Origin of the sequence: Parasedimentitalea marina (assembly GCF_004006175.1) — a bacterium.
Lineage (GTDB): Bacteria > Pseudomonadota > Alphaproteobacteria > Rhodobacterales > Rhodobacteraceae > Parasedimentitalea > Parasedimentitalea marina.
In genome coordinates, this window is the sequence record NZ_CP033219.1 from 4183089 (window position 1) to 4199764 (window position 16676).

The 16676-nt window shown below is 55.2% G+C and carries 14 protein-coding genes; 6 read left to right on the top strand and 8 right to left on the bottom strand.

What is annotated here, in order from left to right; all coding sequences use genetic code 11:
- The first annotated feature begins 50 nt into the window (after positions 1-50).
- Positions 51-1220 (top strand): molecular chaperone DnaJ, encoded by a 1170-nt coding sequence (gene dnaJ, locus EBB79_RS20110; RefSeq protein WP_127750595.1) that lies wholly within the window; start codon positions 51-53, stop codon positions 1218-1220.
- 63 nt (positions 1221-1283) lie between these two features.
- Here the strand turns inward: dnaJ and EBB79_RS20115 are convergent, their stop codons facing one another.
- Complete coding sequence (locus EBB79_RS20115; protein ID WP_127750596.1) at positions 1284-1670, bottom strand: hypothetical protein; 387 nt, start codon at positions 1668-1670, stop codon at positions 1284-1286.
- Between the two features lie 44 nt (positions 1671-1714).
- Here EBB79_RS20115 and radC point away from each other — a divergent pair, with 44 nt between their 5' ends.
- Positions 1715-2479: a RadC family protein gene (gene radC / locus EBB79_RS20120; RefSeq protein WP_127750597.1), complete on the top strand. Its 765-nt coding sequence runs from the start codon at positions 1715-1717 to the stop codon at positions 2477-2479.
- A gap of 209 nt (positions 2480-2688) precedes the next feature.
- Here radC and EBB79_RS20125 read toward each other — a convergent pair whose 3' ends face one another.
- From EBB79_RS20125 to secA, 3 genes are all read right to left on the bottom strand, one after another.
- Positions 2689-4245, bottom strand: a complete 1557-nt coding sequence (locus EBB79_RS20125) for a substrate-binding domain-containing protein (RefSeq protein ID WP_127750598.1) — start codon at positions 4243-4245, stop codon at positions 2689-2691.
- A gap of 24 nt (positions 4246-4269) precedes the next feature.
- Positions 4270-5175, bottom strand: coding sequence for a hypothetical protein (locus EBB79_RS20130; RefSeq protein WP_127750599.1), 906 nt, complete (start codon positions 5173-5175; stop codon positions 4270-4272).
- 278 nt (positions 5176-5453) lie between these two features.
- Complete coding sequence (gene secA, locus EBB79_RS20135) at positions 5454-8147, bottom strand: preprotein translocase subunit SecA (RefSeq protein WP_127750600.1); 2694 nt, start codon at positions 8145-8147, stop codon at positions 5454-5456.
- Between the two features lie 178 nt (positions 8148-8325).
- Between secA and EBB79_RS20140 the strand changes: the two genes are divergently transcribed.
- The 4 genes from EBB79_RS20140 (at position 8326) to EBB79_RS25285 (ending at position 11119) form a co-directional block, all read left to right on the top strand.
- On the top strand, positions 8326-9177 hold the full coding sequence (locus tag EBB79_RS20140) for a peptidylprolyl isomerase (RefSeq protein ID WP_127750601.1): 852 nt from the start codon (positions 8326-8328) through the stop codon (positions 9175-9177).
- Between the two features lie 2 nt (positions 9178-9179).
- Positions 9180-10406 (top strand): bifunctional glutamate N-acetyltransferase/amino-acid acetyltransferase ArgJ, encoded by a 1227-nt coding sequence (gene argJ / locus EBB79_RS20145; RefSeq protein WP_127750602.1) that lies wholly within the window; start codon positions 9180-9182, stop codon positions 10404-10406.
- Positions 10403-10801: an 8-oxo-dGTP diphosphatase MutT gene (mutT, locus tag EBB79_RS20150; protein ID WP_127750603.1), complete on the top strand. Its 399-nt coding sequence runs from the start codon at positions 10403-10405 to the stop codon at positions 10799-10801. The genes argJ and mutT overlap by 4 nt, the downstream gene beginning before the upstream one ends.
- Before the next feature lie 183 nt (positions 10802-10984).
- Positions 10985-11119, top strand: coding sequence for a hypothetical protein (locus tag EBB79_RS25285; RefSeq protein WP_274594820.1), 135 nt, complete (start codon positions 10985-10987; stop codon positions 11117-11119).
- A 127-nt stretch (positions 11120-11246) separates the two neighbouring features.
- Here EBB79_RS25285 and infB read toward each other — a convergent pair whose 3' ends face one another.
- The 4 genes from infB to rimP are packed head-to-tail and all read right to left on the bottom strand — an operon-like array spanning position 11247 to position 16595.
- Positions 11247-13742, bottom strand: coding sequence for a translation initiation factor IF-2 (gene infB / locus EBB79_RS20155; protein WP_127750604.1), 2496 nt, complete (start codon positions 13740-13742; stop codon positions 11247-11249).
- 8 nt (positions 13743-13750) lie between these two features.
- Positions 13751-14371, bottom strand: a complete 621-nt coding sequence (locus EBB79_RS20160; protein ID WP_127750605.1) for an RNA-binding protein — start codon at positions 14369-14371, stop codon at positions 13751-13753.
- Between the two features lie 23 nt (positions 14372-14394).
- Entirely contained in the window at positions 14395-16017 is a 1623-nt protein-coding gene (gene nusA, locus EBB79_RS20165; protein WP_127750606.1) for a transcription termination factor NusA, read from the bottom strand.
- Positions 16017-16595 carry a ribosome maturation factor RimP gene (rimP, locus tag EBB79_RS20170; RefSeq protein WP_127751077.1) on the bottom strand — a complete coding sequence of 193 codons (579 nt, stop codon included), beginning with the start codon at positions 16593-16595 and terminating at the stop codon, positions 16017-16019. Before rimP ends, nusA begins: the two co-directional genes overlap by 1 nt.
- Positions 16596-16676 lie beyond the last annotated feature (81 nt).

The window sequence follows — 16676 nt, forward strand, 5'->3', positions numbered from 1 at the left end:
GTCCGAAATCAGGGCCGGCCCACTTTCGTTGAGGCAGAAGGGATAAACCGATGTCCAAGCGTGACTATTACGATGTACTTGGCGTGGCCAAAGGGGCCTCTGCCGACGAAATCAAAAAGGGCTTTCGCACGAAAGCCAAAGAGCTGCACCCAGACCGGAACCAAGACAATCCGGAAGCGGAATCGCAGTTTAAAGAGGCCAACGAGGCCTATGATGTTCTGAAAGACGGCGACAAGAAAGCCGCTTATGACCGCTTTGGCCATGCTGCCTTTGAAAATGGCATGGGTGGCAATGGCGGCGGACGTCCAGGCCAAGGCTTTGGCGGCGGCGGCGGAGACTTCTCCTCGGCGTTCTCTGACGTGTTTGACGATCTGTTTGGCGACTTCATGGGCGGCCAGCGCGGCGGTGCTGGTGGCGGCGGACGTCGTGCCGCACGTGGGGCCGATCTTCGGTATAACCTGCGTGTTTCGCTCGAAGATTCCTTTGCTGGATTACAGAAAACCATCAATGTTCCAACCGCTGTCAGCTGTACCTCATGCGAGGGCACAGGCGCCGAGGGTGGTGTCGAGCCAACAACCTGCCCGACCTGTTCGGGCATGGGCAAGGTCCGCGCACAGCAAGGCTTCTTTACCGTTGAACGTGGTTGCCCAACCTGTTCCGGTCTGGGCCAAGTTATCAAGAACCCCTGTAAGGGCTGCGGCGGCCATGGGCGTGTTGAAAAAGACCGCGCCCTGTCGGTCAACATCCCGGCTGGTGTCGAAACTGGCACCCGAATTCGCCTGTCCGGCGAAGGCGAAGCAGGCATGCGTGGTGGCCCCCCAGGTGATCTGTATATCTTTGTCGAGATGACACCGCACAAACTGTTCGAACGCGATGGTCAGAACCTGTATTGCCGCGTCCCTGTCAGCATGGCCAAGGCCTCGCTGGGCGGCGCGATTGAGGTACCAACGATTGACGGTGGCCGTGGCCGCGTGCAAATCCCCGAGGGCAGCCAGTCCGGCCGCCAAATGCGCCTGCGCGCCAAAGGCATGCCTGCTCTGCGTGGCGGCGGTCCCGGTGATATGTTTATCGAGCTGGCGGTGGAAACTCCGATGAACCTGACAACGCGGCAAAAAGAGCTGATGCGTGAGTTTGAGGATCTGTCCGAAGACACCACCAATCCGGAATCCGGCAGCTTCTTTTCCTCTGTGAAAAGCTTTTGGGATTCGATGAAAAACTGATCATGGTCTCAAGATGTTGATCAAAAAAGGGCGTCACCATGTCGGTTGACGCCCTTTGTGCTTCTAACGCCTCATTAAACGTGCCTTTTCCAAGTGGTCATAAAACCCTTCCCAGCCTACCGGCTCAGGGTGAATTTCACGATACTCATGGCGTTTCTCATGTGTTTGGCTTTGATACCATTCATAGAAAATGTCTCTGTAATCCTCACCGCCGCCCATGCGCCATCCCATGCTACACCGCGGTAGATGCGGATATTCAACCCACATAGGTCGCAACGGATCAGGTAGAGCCGCTTTCCACTTTTCATGTTCATCAATTATTGAAACCATCAAATCTCGAATGTCATCTGGAATTTTGCCGTCCACAATCTTCCAACTTTTTCGCTTATCGTTCGGCAATTGAGAACTCACTCCACAAGTGTGACTTTCGAAGCCCTGAATTGCTCGCATGATGTTAACACTTAATCAACCTTAACGAGAGCAGTCTTATTGTCATGGCACAACGCGACTCCTTTCAGGACGGATCACTGCCGCTGTTCAAAGGCAGTGATGAGGCGCTACCCAAAGCGCTCCCAAAGGGTCGCCTGCCATCCTACATCCAAGATCACCGCGCCCGGCTGCGTGATAGATTCATACAAGGGGGCGCAACGGCAATGCCCGACTATGAATTGCTGGAACTGGTCCTGTTCCGATCAATCCCACGCCGTGATGTCAAACCGCTGGCCCGTGCGCTTCTGGAAAAATTTCAGGACTTCAATCGGGTCATCACCGCCCCGACTGAACGGTTAGAAGAAGTAAAGGGAATCGGAACGGCGGTCATCACCGACCTCAAAATTCTTGAGGCTGCTGCTCACCGCATGGCACGGGCCCGGGTCATGCAACGGCAAGTGATTTCTGGATGGGACGCAGTGTTGGACTATTGCCACACAACTATGGCTCATCGCGAAACTGAACAATTCCGGGTGCTATACCTGGACCGCAAGAATGTACTGATTGCCGACGAAGAACAGGCCCGCGGCACTGTCGATCACGTCCCCGTTTACCCGCGAGAGGTTGCAAAGCGTGCCTTGGAGCTGAATGCCAGTGCATTGATTTTGGTCCACAATCATCCATCCGGGGACCCAACTCCATCGACCAGTGACATCGACATGACCGATCGAATTAACACCGCTTTAGTGGCGCTGGGTTTGGTGCTCCACGATCACCTGATCATCGGAAAATCCCAAGAACTCAGCTTTCGCAGCGAAGGCTACCTGTAGCCTGTCATTTGGTGCCACCACATGCCGAAATACTCCCGCCCCCGCGCGCAGCATCGGCTGTCGCCGATACCACTTGCGGCGTTGGGCGTGGCGCCGCGCAAGCGCGGCGCCACGCCCAACGGGAGGAGGGGATCGAAGATTACCGACGACGGGCGGGAGGCATTGGGATAAAGGGCTATCAATCTGATATCCTTACCTCCGCAGACGGTTCAATGTAGCCAAACTTCGACCCGGCGGTTCACTTGCCGTCCCCAGTCACTGTCATCGCAGGCCATCGGCAGGGCCTCACCAAAGGCCTCCACTTCAATTTGCATGTGATCAAAATTTGCTGTTTGGGCTGCCTCGACAACCGCATCCCGTACGGTCTCTGCACGCTTCATCGCTATCTTGCGATTGCCCGCTGCTGCCCCTTCGCCGTCAGAAAAACCGACGAATATTAGCCTTTTGGTGTCATACACCCCAGCTTCCATTGCCCGCGCCAGCTGAGTTATATTGGCGCGTGACTGTGCGTCGGGACGCGTAGACCCAGTTTCAAACCGAAAAGACGTGGTTAGCCGCTGCATATCACCCATCAACGCGACCAAACGCTGCAACTCAGACAGGTCGATTTCCTCTCCCGCGGCCTCTATAGCATTGGCCAACCGCCGCCCCTGAGCGTTTACCGGAATATATTCCGGAGCTTGGTCGACAAATCCAACACGACGAATCACAACCTGTGCTGCCGGCCCCCGAGCATAGCTCAGAAAATCACGCGCAACTTTGGGCAGACGTCGTGCAGGCAAATATAGGAACATCGGGGCGGTCAGCGGGTAGTCCTCGGTTTTGATGGCGCGACGGCCCGCCGCCAGTGCGAACCCACAGGATCCGGTCAACGTCAGCATCCGAGCCGTGCCCGTTTCCGCGAAGCTGGCAATCCCAATGGCAAACGGATCCGTCGTCACCGCGCGCGCCAATCCGCTACTGCGATCATGGCGTCGCAGGTCTTGGGACAACGGTAGCTTGGCTGGGGCAAGAAGCCGGTCCTCGACCGCCTGCGCCAGGCCAGATCCCGCCACAGGGAGGTGCAATGAAATCGGGGCGTTGGGGCCGCCAAGTTCCTGCCAATTTACAATATTTCCGGCAAATACCTTGGCCAATTCCGGCACCGAAATGCTGGTCACTGGATTGCCAGGTGCCACGACAGGAACCATCGCATCCAAGGCTAACACCCGACTGCGGTTTGAGCCGGTCATGTCTCCCAGGCCAGCATCCCGCGCCAATCGGCGCTCCTCTGGTCTGATTTCACGCAAGGCCATGACCACATCTGCCTCGTTCGCCAATAGATCGGCAAAGCCTTCGTCGGTGCTACTGATCAAAAATGTAAACCGCGCAACCGGAGTAGAGCCGCCCCGCAACAACAGATATTCAAAGTTTCCATTTTGCAGGCTGTTCCTGCGCGTTTGGTAATCATTCCTTAGGGCGAAACCTTCGATCAGGGCTGGCAACAGAACCTCGGCCATGGTCGACGAACCGGACAATGTCAGCTCTGCAATGAAATTTGCCAGATTTGGGCACCCAGGCCCTTCGCAGTTCACGCCCGAGCCGTCCACTGTCAGTTCACCGAATTGGGTATCAACACGGTAAAACTGCCCGTCGAACCCAAGCAGGTTGCCAGTGATCTCAACCGTACCATCCGGTGACGAAAGCGTTACGTCCTGCGCCGAGGCTGACAGAGCGGAGCTAAAAAGAAAGAGTGCGGCGCTAACCGCCGCACGATACCATGCCATAAAGAAACCCTAGTGAACCGCAAATCAATTGGCTGCGATTTTCAGGTCTTCTACAAGATTATTCAACACCAGAAAGTCGCCAATCGCATTACAATTGGGCATGGACAAAACCAAATCACGTGTTCGCAGTCCAAAACCGCCGCGGATTTCCAGAGTTTGCGCCGAAATTTCACGGCCGCAGTTATTCGACGAAACTTCTGCTTCGATACTTAAAGCGACCGTTCCGTTAGTATCGGTCATGCTGCGGGCAAAACTGTAGACCTCGACCATGCGAGGCAACAGCTGCTGCGGATCCCCAAAGCGCTGGACCTGGCTGGCCCGTCCAATGTCATCCGCGCCAGACCAGACGTGACCACCCTGGCCGTAATCGGCACCAAATTCACGAGCATGAATTTCAAACCCGCTGCTGCCAGTCCACTGCAGCGCAACGCGGTCGATCTCGTCCAGATCGTTGACCTTGGTGGTCGCCACGGCACCAGAACCAGACTCAAGCTCGATAATATAGACCGCATGTTCAACCAGAGCCGGAACCTGAAGGTCCAATTTGCCTTCACCGTCCGTGGTTGCGGTGAACATCAGGCCCGAATGGTGAACGGTAACCCGCTCACTGCTGTTACACGGAGCAGAAAAAGTCAGGGCAACATTGGCATTTGGTTCAGGGCTAGCTTGCGCTGAGATGGCACAATCGGCCTGCCCTGAAGAGGCCATTTCAGGCAACTTATCGCGATTGACCGGATCAGGGGCTTTAATATTGACCGTCGATGTCAGCCGGATATCGCGCAATACCAATTCTGCCTGGGCCTCTTCGACCACCGGCAGGGCTGTTGATTGACTGTCTCGGGTTGCTTCAGTGTACTGCATAGAGAAGCCAATTCCCAATGCCGAAACCAGGGTCACCCCACTCAAAGCCATCATACGTTTGTCTAACATCGCCACTTACCTCACCAAATAAGTTAACAAAAAGTGACACGGAAAGACGGCTAGTTTGTGGCCGCAGCCGGGTGAGAATCTGGCAAATATCCTTAATATAACTTAGTTTGAACGCTATTTAGCAGGTATGGAGATCAAACAAGCAGCCTGTTCGGACCGGTACAACAGCCACCGGGCACAGTCTGCTCAACCTAAATTTTATCGTTCCAAAACAAAACAGCGCCCTTTGAACCTCAAGATTCGGGGGCGCTGCTTCAAGGTCAACCTAGACCGTTTGCTTAGGCCAAACGACCGTGGCAATGCTTGAACTTCTCTCCCGAGCCACAGGGACATTTGTCGTTGCGTGACGGTGCGCCCCAGGTGGTTGGATCGTCCTCAACGAACCCTGGCGCGGCGTCGCCTGCGACTGCCTGTCCCGGCACCTTTGCGGCGCCCTGCAGCGCAGCTTGGCGCGCGGCCATCTCTTGCAACATCTTCTGCTGCTCTTCTTCGCTCATCGGGCGAATGTGGCTGAGTTGCTGACTAACCGTTTCGCGCAGGCTGTCCAGCATGCTTTCGAACAGTTGGAAGCTTTCATTCTTATACTCGTTCAACGGGTCACGCTGAGCGTAGCCCCGGAACCCAACAACCGAGCGCAGATGTTCGAGCGTCAACAGATGCTCGCGCCACTTTGCATCGATCGCCTGCAACAGGATCTGCTTTTCGATGTTGCGCATGTTCTCGGGACCAAAGGCGACAGCCTTTTTGGCCATCAGCTCGTCGCTTTCCTTGATCAGGCGCTCGCGGATTTCCTCGTCATCCACGCCTTCCTCGGCGGCCCAGTCAACCAAAGGCACGTCAATACCCAGCTTTTCAACTGCCTGCTGTTTCAGACCTTCGGTATCCCACTGATCAGCATAGGTTTTGGGCGGCATGTAGGTATCGAGCAGGTCGTCGATCACCTCGTGACGCATGTCACTGACGATATCAGACAGATCCGCTGCTGACATGATCTCGCGGCGCTGACCAAAGATCACCTTGCGCTGATCGTTCATCACGTCATCAAATTTCAGTACGTTCTTACGCTGGTCAAAATTACGCCCTTCAACTTTGGCCTGCGCGCGCTCCAGCGATTTATTCACCCAAGGGTGAATGATCGCTTCGCCCTCTTTCATGCCCAATGTGGTCAGCAGCTTGTCCAACCGTTCCGAGCCAAAGATTCTCATCAGGTCATCTTCGAGGCTAAGGTAGAACCGGGTCAGGCCAGGATCGCCCTGACGACCCGAGCGACCCCGCAGCTGGTTGTCGATCCGGCGGCTCTCGTGGCGCTCAGAGGCCATTACGATCAAACCACCCGCGTCGATCACCTTTTGCTTTTCCTCTGTGTGCCGTGCCTCTTCTTGGGCGCGCAACACGACCGGATCGGCGTCAGGGTTTTGTTCCAGCACCTCCAGAACCTTCATCTCGACGTTACCGCCCAGCTGAATATCGGTGCCCCGGCCGGCCATGTTGGTCGCAATGGTCACCGTGCCAAACCGGCCGGCATCCGCAACGATCTGCGCTTCTTTTTCGTGCTGGCGTGCGTTCAGAACGTTATGTTTAACGCCTTCCTTTTCCAGCATCTGGCTCAGCAGTTCGGATTTCTCGATTGAGGTGGTCCCCAACAGAACCGGCTGGCCCTTGGCATGTGCGACTTTTGCTTCGTCGATCATCGCCGTGTATTTTTCGGCTGCCGTGCGATAAACGCGGTCGTCTTCGTCCACCCGCGCAATTGGCTTGTTGGTGGGCACTTCGACCACACCCAACCCGTAGATCTCGGAAAATTCCTCGGCCTCGGTCAAGGCGGTGCCGGTCATGCCGGACAATTTGTCATACAGGCGGAAATAGTTCTGGAATGTCACCGACGCCAGAGTGGTGTTCTCGGGCTGAATGGTCACCTCTTCCTTGGCTTCGATCGCCTGATGCAAGCCATCAGACAGACGGCGCCCTGGCATCATGCGGCCAGTGAATTCATCGATCAGAACCACATCACCATCACGGACAATATAATCTTTGTCGCGCTGGAACAGTTTGTGCGCGCGCAGCGCCTGGTTGACGTGATGCACCACCGATGTGCTTTCCGGATCATACAGCGTGGCACCTTCAGTCAGCAACTCGCGCTCTGTCAGCAGCTGCTCCAGGTACTCGTTGCCATCGTCGGTAAAGGTTACACCACGGGTTTTCTCATCCAGATCGAAATGGTCATCGCTGAGCAGTGGAATCACCTTATCAACGGTAGAATATAGCTCTGAGCGGTCTTCGGCTGGACCGGAGATGATCAGCGGTGTCCGCGCCTCGTCGATCAGGATACTGTCAACTTCGTCCACGATCGCAAAGTTATGATATTTCTGGAACAGCTGATCCAGATCAGACTTCATGTTGTCGCGCAGATAGTCAAAACCCAGCTCGTTGTTGGTGGCATAGGTGATATCGGATTCGTAAGCGGCTTTCTTTTCGGCCTCAGGCATGTTGGACCAGATCACGCCTGTCGTCATACCGAGGTGTGCAAATACTTTGCCCATCCACTCGGAATCCCGCTTGGCCAGGTATTCGTTCACCGTAACCACATGCACGCCCTTGCCAGTCAGCGCGTTCAGATAGGCAGGGAATGTCGCCACAAGGGTTTTACCCTCGCCGGTTTTCATTTCAGAAATACAGCCCTGATGCAGAAAGGTGCCGCCCATCAGCTGGGTGTCAAAGGCCCGCAACCCCAATGCCCGCTTGGCGGCTTCGCGTACGTTGGCAAAGGCCTCGGGCAGCAGTTCGTCAAGCGAGGTGCCATCCAGCGCGCGTTGGCGCAGCTCGTTGGTTTTTTCCTTCAGCCCGTCGTCACTGAGTTTTTCGAACTCGGGTTCAAGCGCGTTGATCTTTGCGATCAGCGGCCTTGTCGCCTTTATCTTGCGGTCATTCGGTGTCCCGAAAACCTTTTTGGCGATTGTTCCGATACCCAGCATTTGCTCTCCAACGATCCTGTCTTGGCCCCTAATATCTGGCAGGGTTGCCCGTCCAGCTCACAACCCATAGACACGGATGTGAATGACGGTCCTGCCACGGGCCACTAAGCGATGTAAGCGGCAGGATATACAGTGTCAACGCTATGCCCGTTTGCGGCAACAAAATAGGAAGAATCGAATGCGTAAAGGTCTCACTTTTTTGCCCCGCGTGGTTTTGGCTGCCTTGCTAGCCCTGCCCCTGCCCGCCACAGCTGCACCACATGCCAATACAGTTGTTGCCATTGTGAACGGTGAAGAGATCACTATCGGCCATATGATCCTGTCACGTGCCGTTCTGCCTGCCCAGTACCAGCAGTTGCCCGCCGATGTATTGTACAATGCGATATTGGACCAATTGATCCAGCAGACTGCGTTGAAACAAGCCCTGCATGGTGAGATCCCGCATTATGTTCAACTGTCTCTTGAGAACGAAAAGCGGTCACTGCTGGCGGCTGACGTAATCGAATCAGTGATGGAAAAAGCGTCCAGCGAAGAAGACCTTCTGGCAGCCTATGAAGCGGCCTATTCAGACGGTGATGGTGGCGACGAGTTCAATGCCTCGCATATTCTTGTGGAAACCGAAGAGGATGCCCTTTCGGTGAAGGCCGAACTGGACGCCGGCGCCGACTTTTCTACCCTAGCCAAAGAGCGGTCAACCGGCCCCTCTGGTCCCAGCGGCGGATCCTTGGGCTGGTTCAGCAAGGGCCGCATGGTACCGGAATTCGAAACGGCTGTGCTGACCCTTAAATCAGGTGAAATCTCGGCTCCGGTAAAAACACAGTTTGGCTGGCATGTGATTATCCTAAACGAACGCCGCAAATCCGCAGCGCCCGAGTTCGAGGCCGTACGTGAAGAACTGGCAACCAAACTTCGCAACGACGCCGTCGAGGCGCGTGTCAGCGAGCTGACAGCATCCGCAACTATCGAACGTCCGGCGATCGAAGATCTTGATCCCACCATTTTGCAGAATGTCGAGCTTGTAAGGAACTGACCATGGCGCAGTCGTTGACGCGATCACCACTGGCACCCGCCAGCTTTCCGGACTTGCCAATTGTTAAGGGAGTCCGCTTTGCCTCGGTTGCAGCTGGGGTAAAATACCAGAACCGCACTGATGTCATGCTTGCACTAATGGCGCCTGGGACCACCATCGCCGGGGCCTTTACCCAATCGTTGACGCGATCGGCGCCTGTGCGTGATTGTCAGGCGAAATTGGGTGACAACAGTCAGGATGGTGCTGCCATCCTAGTCAATTCAGGTAACTCCAATGCCTTTACCGGCCACTTCGGCCAAACCTCGGTCGCGCAAATTACCAGTGCTGTCGCCACAGCCACCGGAGTGCCCGAAGCCCGCGTCTTTACGGCCTCAACCGGGGTTATCGGCGAGCCATTACCACACGATCGGATCGTTGTGAAATTGGGCGAACTGGCAGATGGTCTGTCAGACACCCGGATAAATGATGCTGCTGACGCCATCATGACAACTGATACCTTCGCCAAAGGGGCGTCAGCCCAGGTGGAGATCGACGGTCAAACCGTTTCGATTGCCGGCATTGCCAAGGGCTCGGGCATGATCGCGCCAGATATGGCCACTATGCTGGTCTATATCTTTACGGATGCCGAAGTGGAGCAGCAGGCCCTGCAAGCCCTGCTGACGTCGATTTGCAACCGAACGTTCAATTGCATCACTGTCGATAGCGATACATCGACCTCGGACACTCTTATGCTCTGCGCAACAGGGGCCGCGAACGTGGATGCCACTGATGATGCCCAGTTCGCATCCGCGCTGGAAACTGTAATGTTGGATCTTTCGCATCAGGTGGTCCGGGACGGTGAAGGCGCAACGAAGTTCGTTGAAATTCAGGTCACTGGTGCGGCTTCCGATTCTGATGCCAAAATTCATGGGTTGTCCATTGCCAACTCTCCGCTGGTTAAAACCGCAATTGCTGGTGAAGACCCCAACTGGGGCCGCATTGTGATGGCTATCGGAAAATCCGGCGCTGCCGCCGACCGGGACCTTCTATCAATCTCCTTTGGCGACGTTCTTGTGGCGGAGAAGGGCTGGGTTTCGCCCGACTATCGCGAAGAAGACGCCGCCATTCTTATGAAACAGGACGAAATCACCATCAAGGTGGATCTGGGTCTGGGTGCTGGCCACGCGACTGTTTGGACTTGTGACCTGACCCACGGATATATCCAAATCAATGCGGACTACCGGTCTTGAAAACGCTGCTTGTTTCTGCCGTTGCCCTTATCGACGTCGAAGGCCGGGTGTTGCTGGCGCAGCGCCCGCCGGGGAAATCCATGGCCGGCCTATGGGAATTTCCTGGCGGTAAAGTAGAGGCCGGTGAAACCCCCGAGAACGCTCTGATCCGTGAACTGGAAGAGGAACTGGGGATCAATACTTGGTCGTCTTGCTTGGCCCCACTTACATTTGCCAGCCATAGTTACGACGAATTCCATCTGTTGATGCCATTATTTGCCTGCCGTAAGTGGGAAGGAATTCCGCAACCTCGGGAAGGTCAGACCCTGAAGTGGGTTCGGGCAAACGATCTGCGCAACTATCCAATGCCAGCCGCTGATGTGCCGCTCATTCCGATACTTCGTGATTGGTTATAAATTCAGACATGCCCGGGTTAGAGCGTGTTACCCAAAGCCGTTGCACACCTGCCGGTAGGCCAATCTGAGGTATAATTGTGGCGTTCATGAACTTCATGAACGATTTATTAATCTTTTTTGTGTCAAATTGACGTTAACCAAGGTTAAACTCCATCAATGAAATTCCTTTGGGGAGGATATGACATGCTTCGCACTATCATTATGGGCAGCTGTGTTTCGGTTCAGGGCACATATGTCCGCGCACTTCCGGATGGCAGAATCGCCGTGAAAGTCGGCCAGCAGGTATTCGAAGGTCGCCCAGTTAAAGTTGCGGCCTAAGTTAAGCTTCACACTCACGGATCAAATTGGAAAAGGCTGCCTTTGGGCGGTCTTTTTTTATTTGTCCTACACATAAAAAAACCCCGGCACATGGCCGGGGTTTCGGAATTTGTTTGTCAGGAGACCGTTAGGAAAGTGTCCGGGTAACCTCTTCGCGTTCGAAGATTTCGATGACATCGTCGGGGCGAATATCGTCGTAATTTTCAAATGCCATACCACATTCCTGTCCAGACTGAACCTCGGGCACTTCATCCTTAAAGCGCTTCAAGGTCTTCAGTGTGCCCTCGTGGATAACCACGTTATCGCGCAGCAAACGTACACCTGCCGACCGGCGTGCAACACCTTCGGTAACCAGACACCCAGCGACTTTGCCGATGCCAGTAACCTTGAACACCTCTTTGATATTCGCGTAACCAATAAAGTTCTCGCGGATCTCGTTGCTTAGCAGGCCAGAAGCAGCAGCTTTAACATCGTCAACCAGATCATAGATCACCGAGTAGTACCGGATCTCAACGCCCTTTTGGTTGGCAGTGTTACGGGCCGAGGTATTGGCACGAACGTTAAAGCCAAACACCGGAGCACCCGAAGCTTCGGCAAGGCCGATGTCGGTTTCGGTGATCGCACCAACACCCGAATGCAGAACCCGCACGCGGACTTCGTCGTTGCCAATCTTGGCCATCGCCTGACCAATTGCTTCGGCCGAACCCTGCACGTCCGCTTTGACCAGAATTGGCAGCTCAGAGACGTTTTCGTCGTCCTTAGCCTTGGCCATCAGCTGTTCCAGAGTGGTCGCAGCACCAGCAGCAGCGCGTTTGTCTTTCGCGGCCTGAGCCCGATACTCGGCAATTTCACGTGCCTGAGCTTCGGTTTCAGTCACGTTCAACACGTCGCCTGCTTCGGGTGTGCCGTTCAGACCCAGAACTTCGACAGGAACCGAAGGACCAGCTTCTTTGATCCGCTCGCCCTTGTCGTTGATCAACGCACGAACTTTACCGTACTGCTCACCCACAACAAAGATATCGCCTTGGCGCAAAGTACCGTTTTGAACCAGTACCGTCGCAACCGGACCGCGGCCAACGTCAAGCTGCGCCTCGATCACTGCACCTTGGGCGGCACGATCGGGGTTAGCTTTCAGTTCCAGGATTTCTGCCTGCAGCGCAATGGCTTCAAGCAGTTGGTCCAGACCCTGACCAGTGATCGCCGAGACTTCTACGTCCTGAACTTCACCAGACATTTCTTCCACGATGACTTCGTGCTGCAACAGATCGGTGCGCACTTTGGTCGGGTTCGCGCCAGGACGGTCGATTTTGTTGATCGCAACAATCATCGGCACATTGGCAGCTTTGGCGTGGTTAATCGCTTCGATGGTCTGCGGCATGACCGCATCATCCGCCGCCACAACCAAGATCACGATATCCGTCACATCCGCACCACGAGAGCGCATGGATGTAAAGGCTGCGTGACCCGGAGTATCCAGGAAGCTAAGCAAAGCGCCATCTTTGGTTGTTACCTGATAGGCACCGATGTGCTGAGTGATGCCACCCGCCTCGCCTGCAACAACCCGCGCATTGCGGATCGCATCCAGGATCGAGGTTTTACCATGGTCAACGTGACCCATGATGGTCACAACAGGTGGCCGAGACTTCAGATCTTCGTCTTTGTCGTCGACTTCGTTGATCACATCCTCAACGTCCGAGGCTGAAACGCGAACCATCTTGTGGCCGAATTCCTCGATGATCAATTCCGCTGTATCGGCATCGATAGTCTGGTTCTGAGTAACCATCAGACCCATGTTCATCAGGGACTTAACAACATCACCAACGCGTTCAGCCATCCGGACAGCCAGTTCCGACACCACAATGGCCTCAGGCAGCTGAACTTCGCGGAATACCTTTTCACGCTCGACTGTACCCATGGCTTTTTGACGGGCACGTTCTTGCTTGCGCTTCATCGAAGCCATGGAACGGTGACGGTTACCGGCACCACCAGTGGCCTGACCCAATGTCAGCTTGCCTGAACGACGGCTGTCATCCTGGCCTTTGCCACGGTTTTGACGCTGTTCACGCTCACGGTCGGCCTTACGCGGGGTAGCCGCTGGGGCAGGACGTCCGGAAATTGCTGGACGTGCAGCAGCCGCTGACGCCGCAGGAGCAGCTTTCTTTTCATCGGGAACAATCGCAGCACGCTGGGCAGCAATTTCAGCTTCACGCTTTTTGCGCTCTGCTTCTTCGATCTTAGCCTTGGCGCGCTCTTCAGCTTCGCGTTGCTCTTGCTCTTTTTGTTCCATCTCCGCACGACGACGCGCGCGGCTTTCTTCGCGTTCTTTTTCCTCGGCTGCGCGTTTGGCGACATCTTCCGCCTCACGTGCACGCGCAATCTGGAGCGCCTTCATGCGGCGCGCCATTTCATTATCGGTGATACCAGCAGGCCGCCGCGACGGATCCCCAACAATCGTGGCGCTGGAACCATCACGGCCAGCACCCGGCTTAGGGACCACAACGCGCTTGCGCTTGGTTTCCACTACGACATTCTTGGTCCGACCATGGCTGAAACTCTGTTTCACGTTCCCGGGCCGGGACCCACCACGAAGACCCAAAGTCTTTTTGCCGTCACTATCGCTCATTAAGATACTTATCCTTCTGTGCGGCCCGTGCCGCCCACCGTTTTACGCATGCCCTGCAGTCGCTGCGCTTCCTCTACAACACGTTTGCTGAGTCCACCAGAGGCAAGCGCCGCATGTATCACAGTTTGACGCCCAAAAGCCATGCCTAGCTCATCTGCAGTCAGGCAACCAATGTAGCTACCTAAGTGCGGCGTGCTTAGTTTTGACTTACCACGCCCAGACCCATCAATTGCCTGTATCAGCACTTGGGCCTCTTCTTTGGACAGCCAATCTTTGACTTTTTCATAGCCACCGACCGCTGCCCCCGATTTCCTTGCCAGGCTAAGCAGCTCAACCAGGCGGCGCAAAATCTGTCGCTCCACCTCATCAACCAGCCCATCTGGCATTGTCACCTGGGTTTTAAAACCGCGGGAAAAGAGTTTTTTCTTTACCGCAATTTCAAGAGCTTCCCGCTCGGCGGTCACATAGACCCCACGACCGGGCAGCTTACCCATAATATCCGCAACAACCTGCCCATCCGGACCGATGACAAACCGCACCAATCCGTGTTTCGGCTGCACCTCACCCGTGGCAAGACACTTGCGTTCTGGACCATTCTTCAGGTCCGTCGAGTTGCTACCGCCACCCATGTTCAATCACTCGAGGCCTGAGATCAGGCCTCGGCCTCCGACTGTTGTTCGTCTGCGTCTTCAGAAACTTCCTCGTCTGTCTCCAAATCGGCGGGATCGACCCAGCCCAGCAAAATGCGGGCGGTCATTACTAGTTTTTGTGCCTCTTCCAACGGCATCTCGAAAGGTTCGAGAATACCGTCGTCTTTGATTCGCTCGCCGTTTTCTGTGGTCCAACCACCGGCCAGCTCCCAATCGGCACATGTTGCAAAGTCTTCCAGCGTCTTCACGCCGTCTTTTGCCAGTGCTTCGACCATCTGTGGTGTCAGACCGTCGAATTCGATCAGGCTGTCTTCGACACCCAAAGCGCGGGCTGCGTCGATGGCTGCCTTGGCTTGCGCCTCAAGATTGTCACGGGCACGCGCCTGCAGTTCAGACGCAGTGCTTTCATCAACACCGTCGATGACCAGCAGTTCTTCCAACTCGACGTAGGCGACTTCTTCCAGATTGGTGAACCCTTCGGAAACCAGAAGTTGGGCAAAGAACTCATCCAGATCCAGTGCGGCCATGAACAACCCGGTGCGGGCTTCAAATTCCTTCTGGCGACGGGCGCTTTCTTCTTCTTCGGTCATGATATCGATATCGAGCGCGGTCAACTGCGACGCCAAGCGCACGTTCTGGCCACGACGACCAATCGCCAGGCTCAGCTGCTCTTCTGGCACCACTACTTCGATTTTGCCGGCTTCTTCGTCCAGAACAACCTTGGAAACCTCGGCTGGTTGCAACGCGTTGACCAGGAATGTCGGCTGATCTTCGTTCCACGGGATGATGTCGATCTTTTCACCCTGCAGTTCGTTCACCACAGCCTGTACACGCGAACCACGCATACCAACACAAGCACCAACCGGATCAATCGAACCGTCATAAGAAATCACAGCGATTTTGGCGCGCGATCCGGGATCACGTGCAACAGCTTTGATCTCGATGATGCCGTCATAGATTTCAGGAACTTCCATCTTGAACAGTTCAGCCATGAATTCCGGAGCGGTCCGCGACAGGAAAATCTGCGGTCCGCGCTGCTCACGGCGTACATCTTTGATGAAACACCGGATACGATCGTTCGGGCGATAGCTTTCGCGGCCGATTTTCTCGTTGCGACGCAGGATGGCTTCGCCAGCGCCTACGTCAACAATCACGTTGCCATATTCTTCGCGTTTGACCAGACCATTGATAATGGTGCCCGCGCGATCCTTGAATTCTTCGAACTGACGATCACGCTCGGCTTCACGCACACGCTGCAGGATCACTTGTTTGGCCGACTGCGCCGCAATCCGGCCCATTTCAACCGGGGGCACTTCCTCGACAAAAGTGTCGCCAACTGCGGGTTCAGCCATATATTGCTTGGCCTGCTCGACGGTGAATTCGGACTGGTAGTTTTCCAGCTCTTCGTCTTCGACCACAGTGCGCACACGGGTGAAAGTGGCCTTACCGGTTTTGCGATCAATCGCGACCCGGATGTCCATTTCGCTGCCGTAGCGGCTTTTGGCTGCTCGGGCCAGGCTTTCTTCCATCGCGTCGACAACCAAGCTGGGGTCGATCATCTTCTCGCGGGCCACCGCTTCGGCGGTCTGCAAGAGCTCCAGCTGGTTAGCAGAGGTGATTGCCATTATTCTTTCTCCTCTTCGGACCCTTCGGTCTCGATCTCGTCGAATGCGTCTTCGTTCAAAGCGCCTGCATCTTTACGCTGGCGCAGCATTTCTTTGATCAGCTCGTCGGTCAATACCAGCTTAGCATCGGTCAACCAGTCAAACTGCAATCCGATGGTGCCTTCTTCAATATTGATCAGCACCTCTTCGCCTTCGACGCCCGCCAGTTCACCCTTAAAGCGACGGCGGCCCCCGATCAGCTCACCCGTTTCGATTTTGGCTTCATAGCCTTCGAACATGGCGAAATCTTTTAACCGCGTCAGCGGCCGGTCGATTCCAGGACTCGACACCTCAAGAGCATAGGCGTCCAGGATCGGATCTTCTACATCCAAAACGGCACTTACAGCATTTGAGATCACAGCACAGTCGTCGACTTCAATGCCGCCAATTGGTTTGTCTGCCATGATCTGCAATGAAGTGGTCTTACCGGACATCAGCCGCACACGCACCAGCTCATAGCCAAGATCCTCAATCACCGGGGTGATAATCTCGGCCATACGGCGGTCAATGGCTGCTTTGGCAATCAGGTCGTTTGTCATCATGATCCATCACATGCGTTAAAGCACAAAAAAACGGGCGCGCGGCCCGTCAGATCATCCCGATGGTGCTTCGTACCCAAG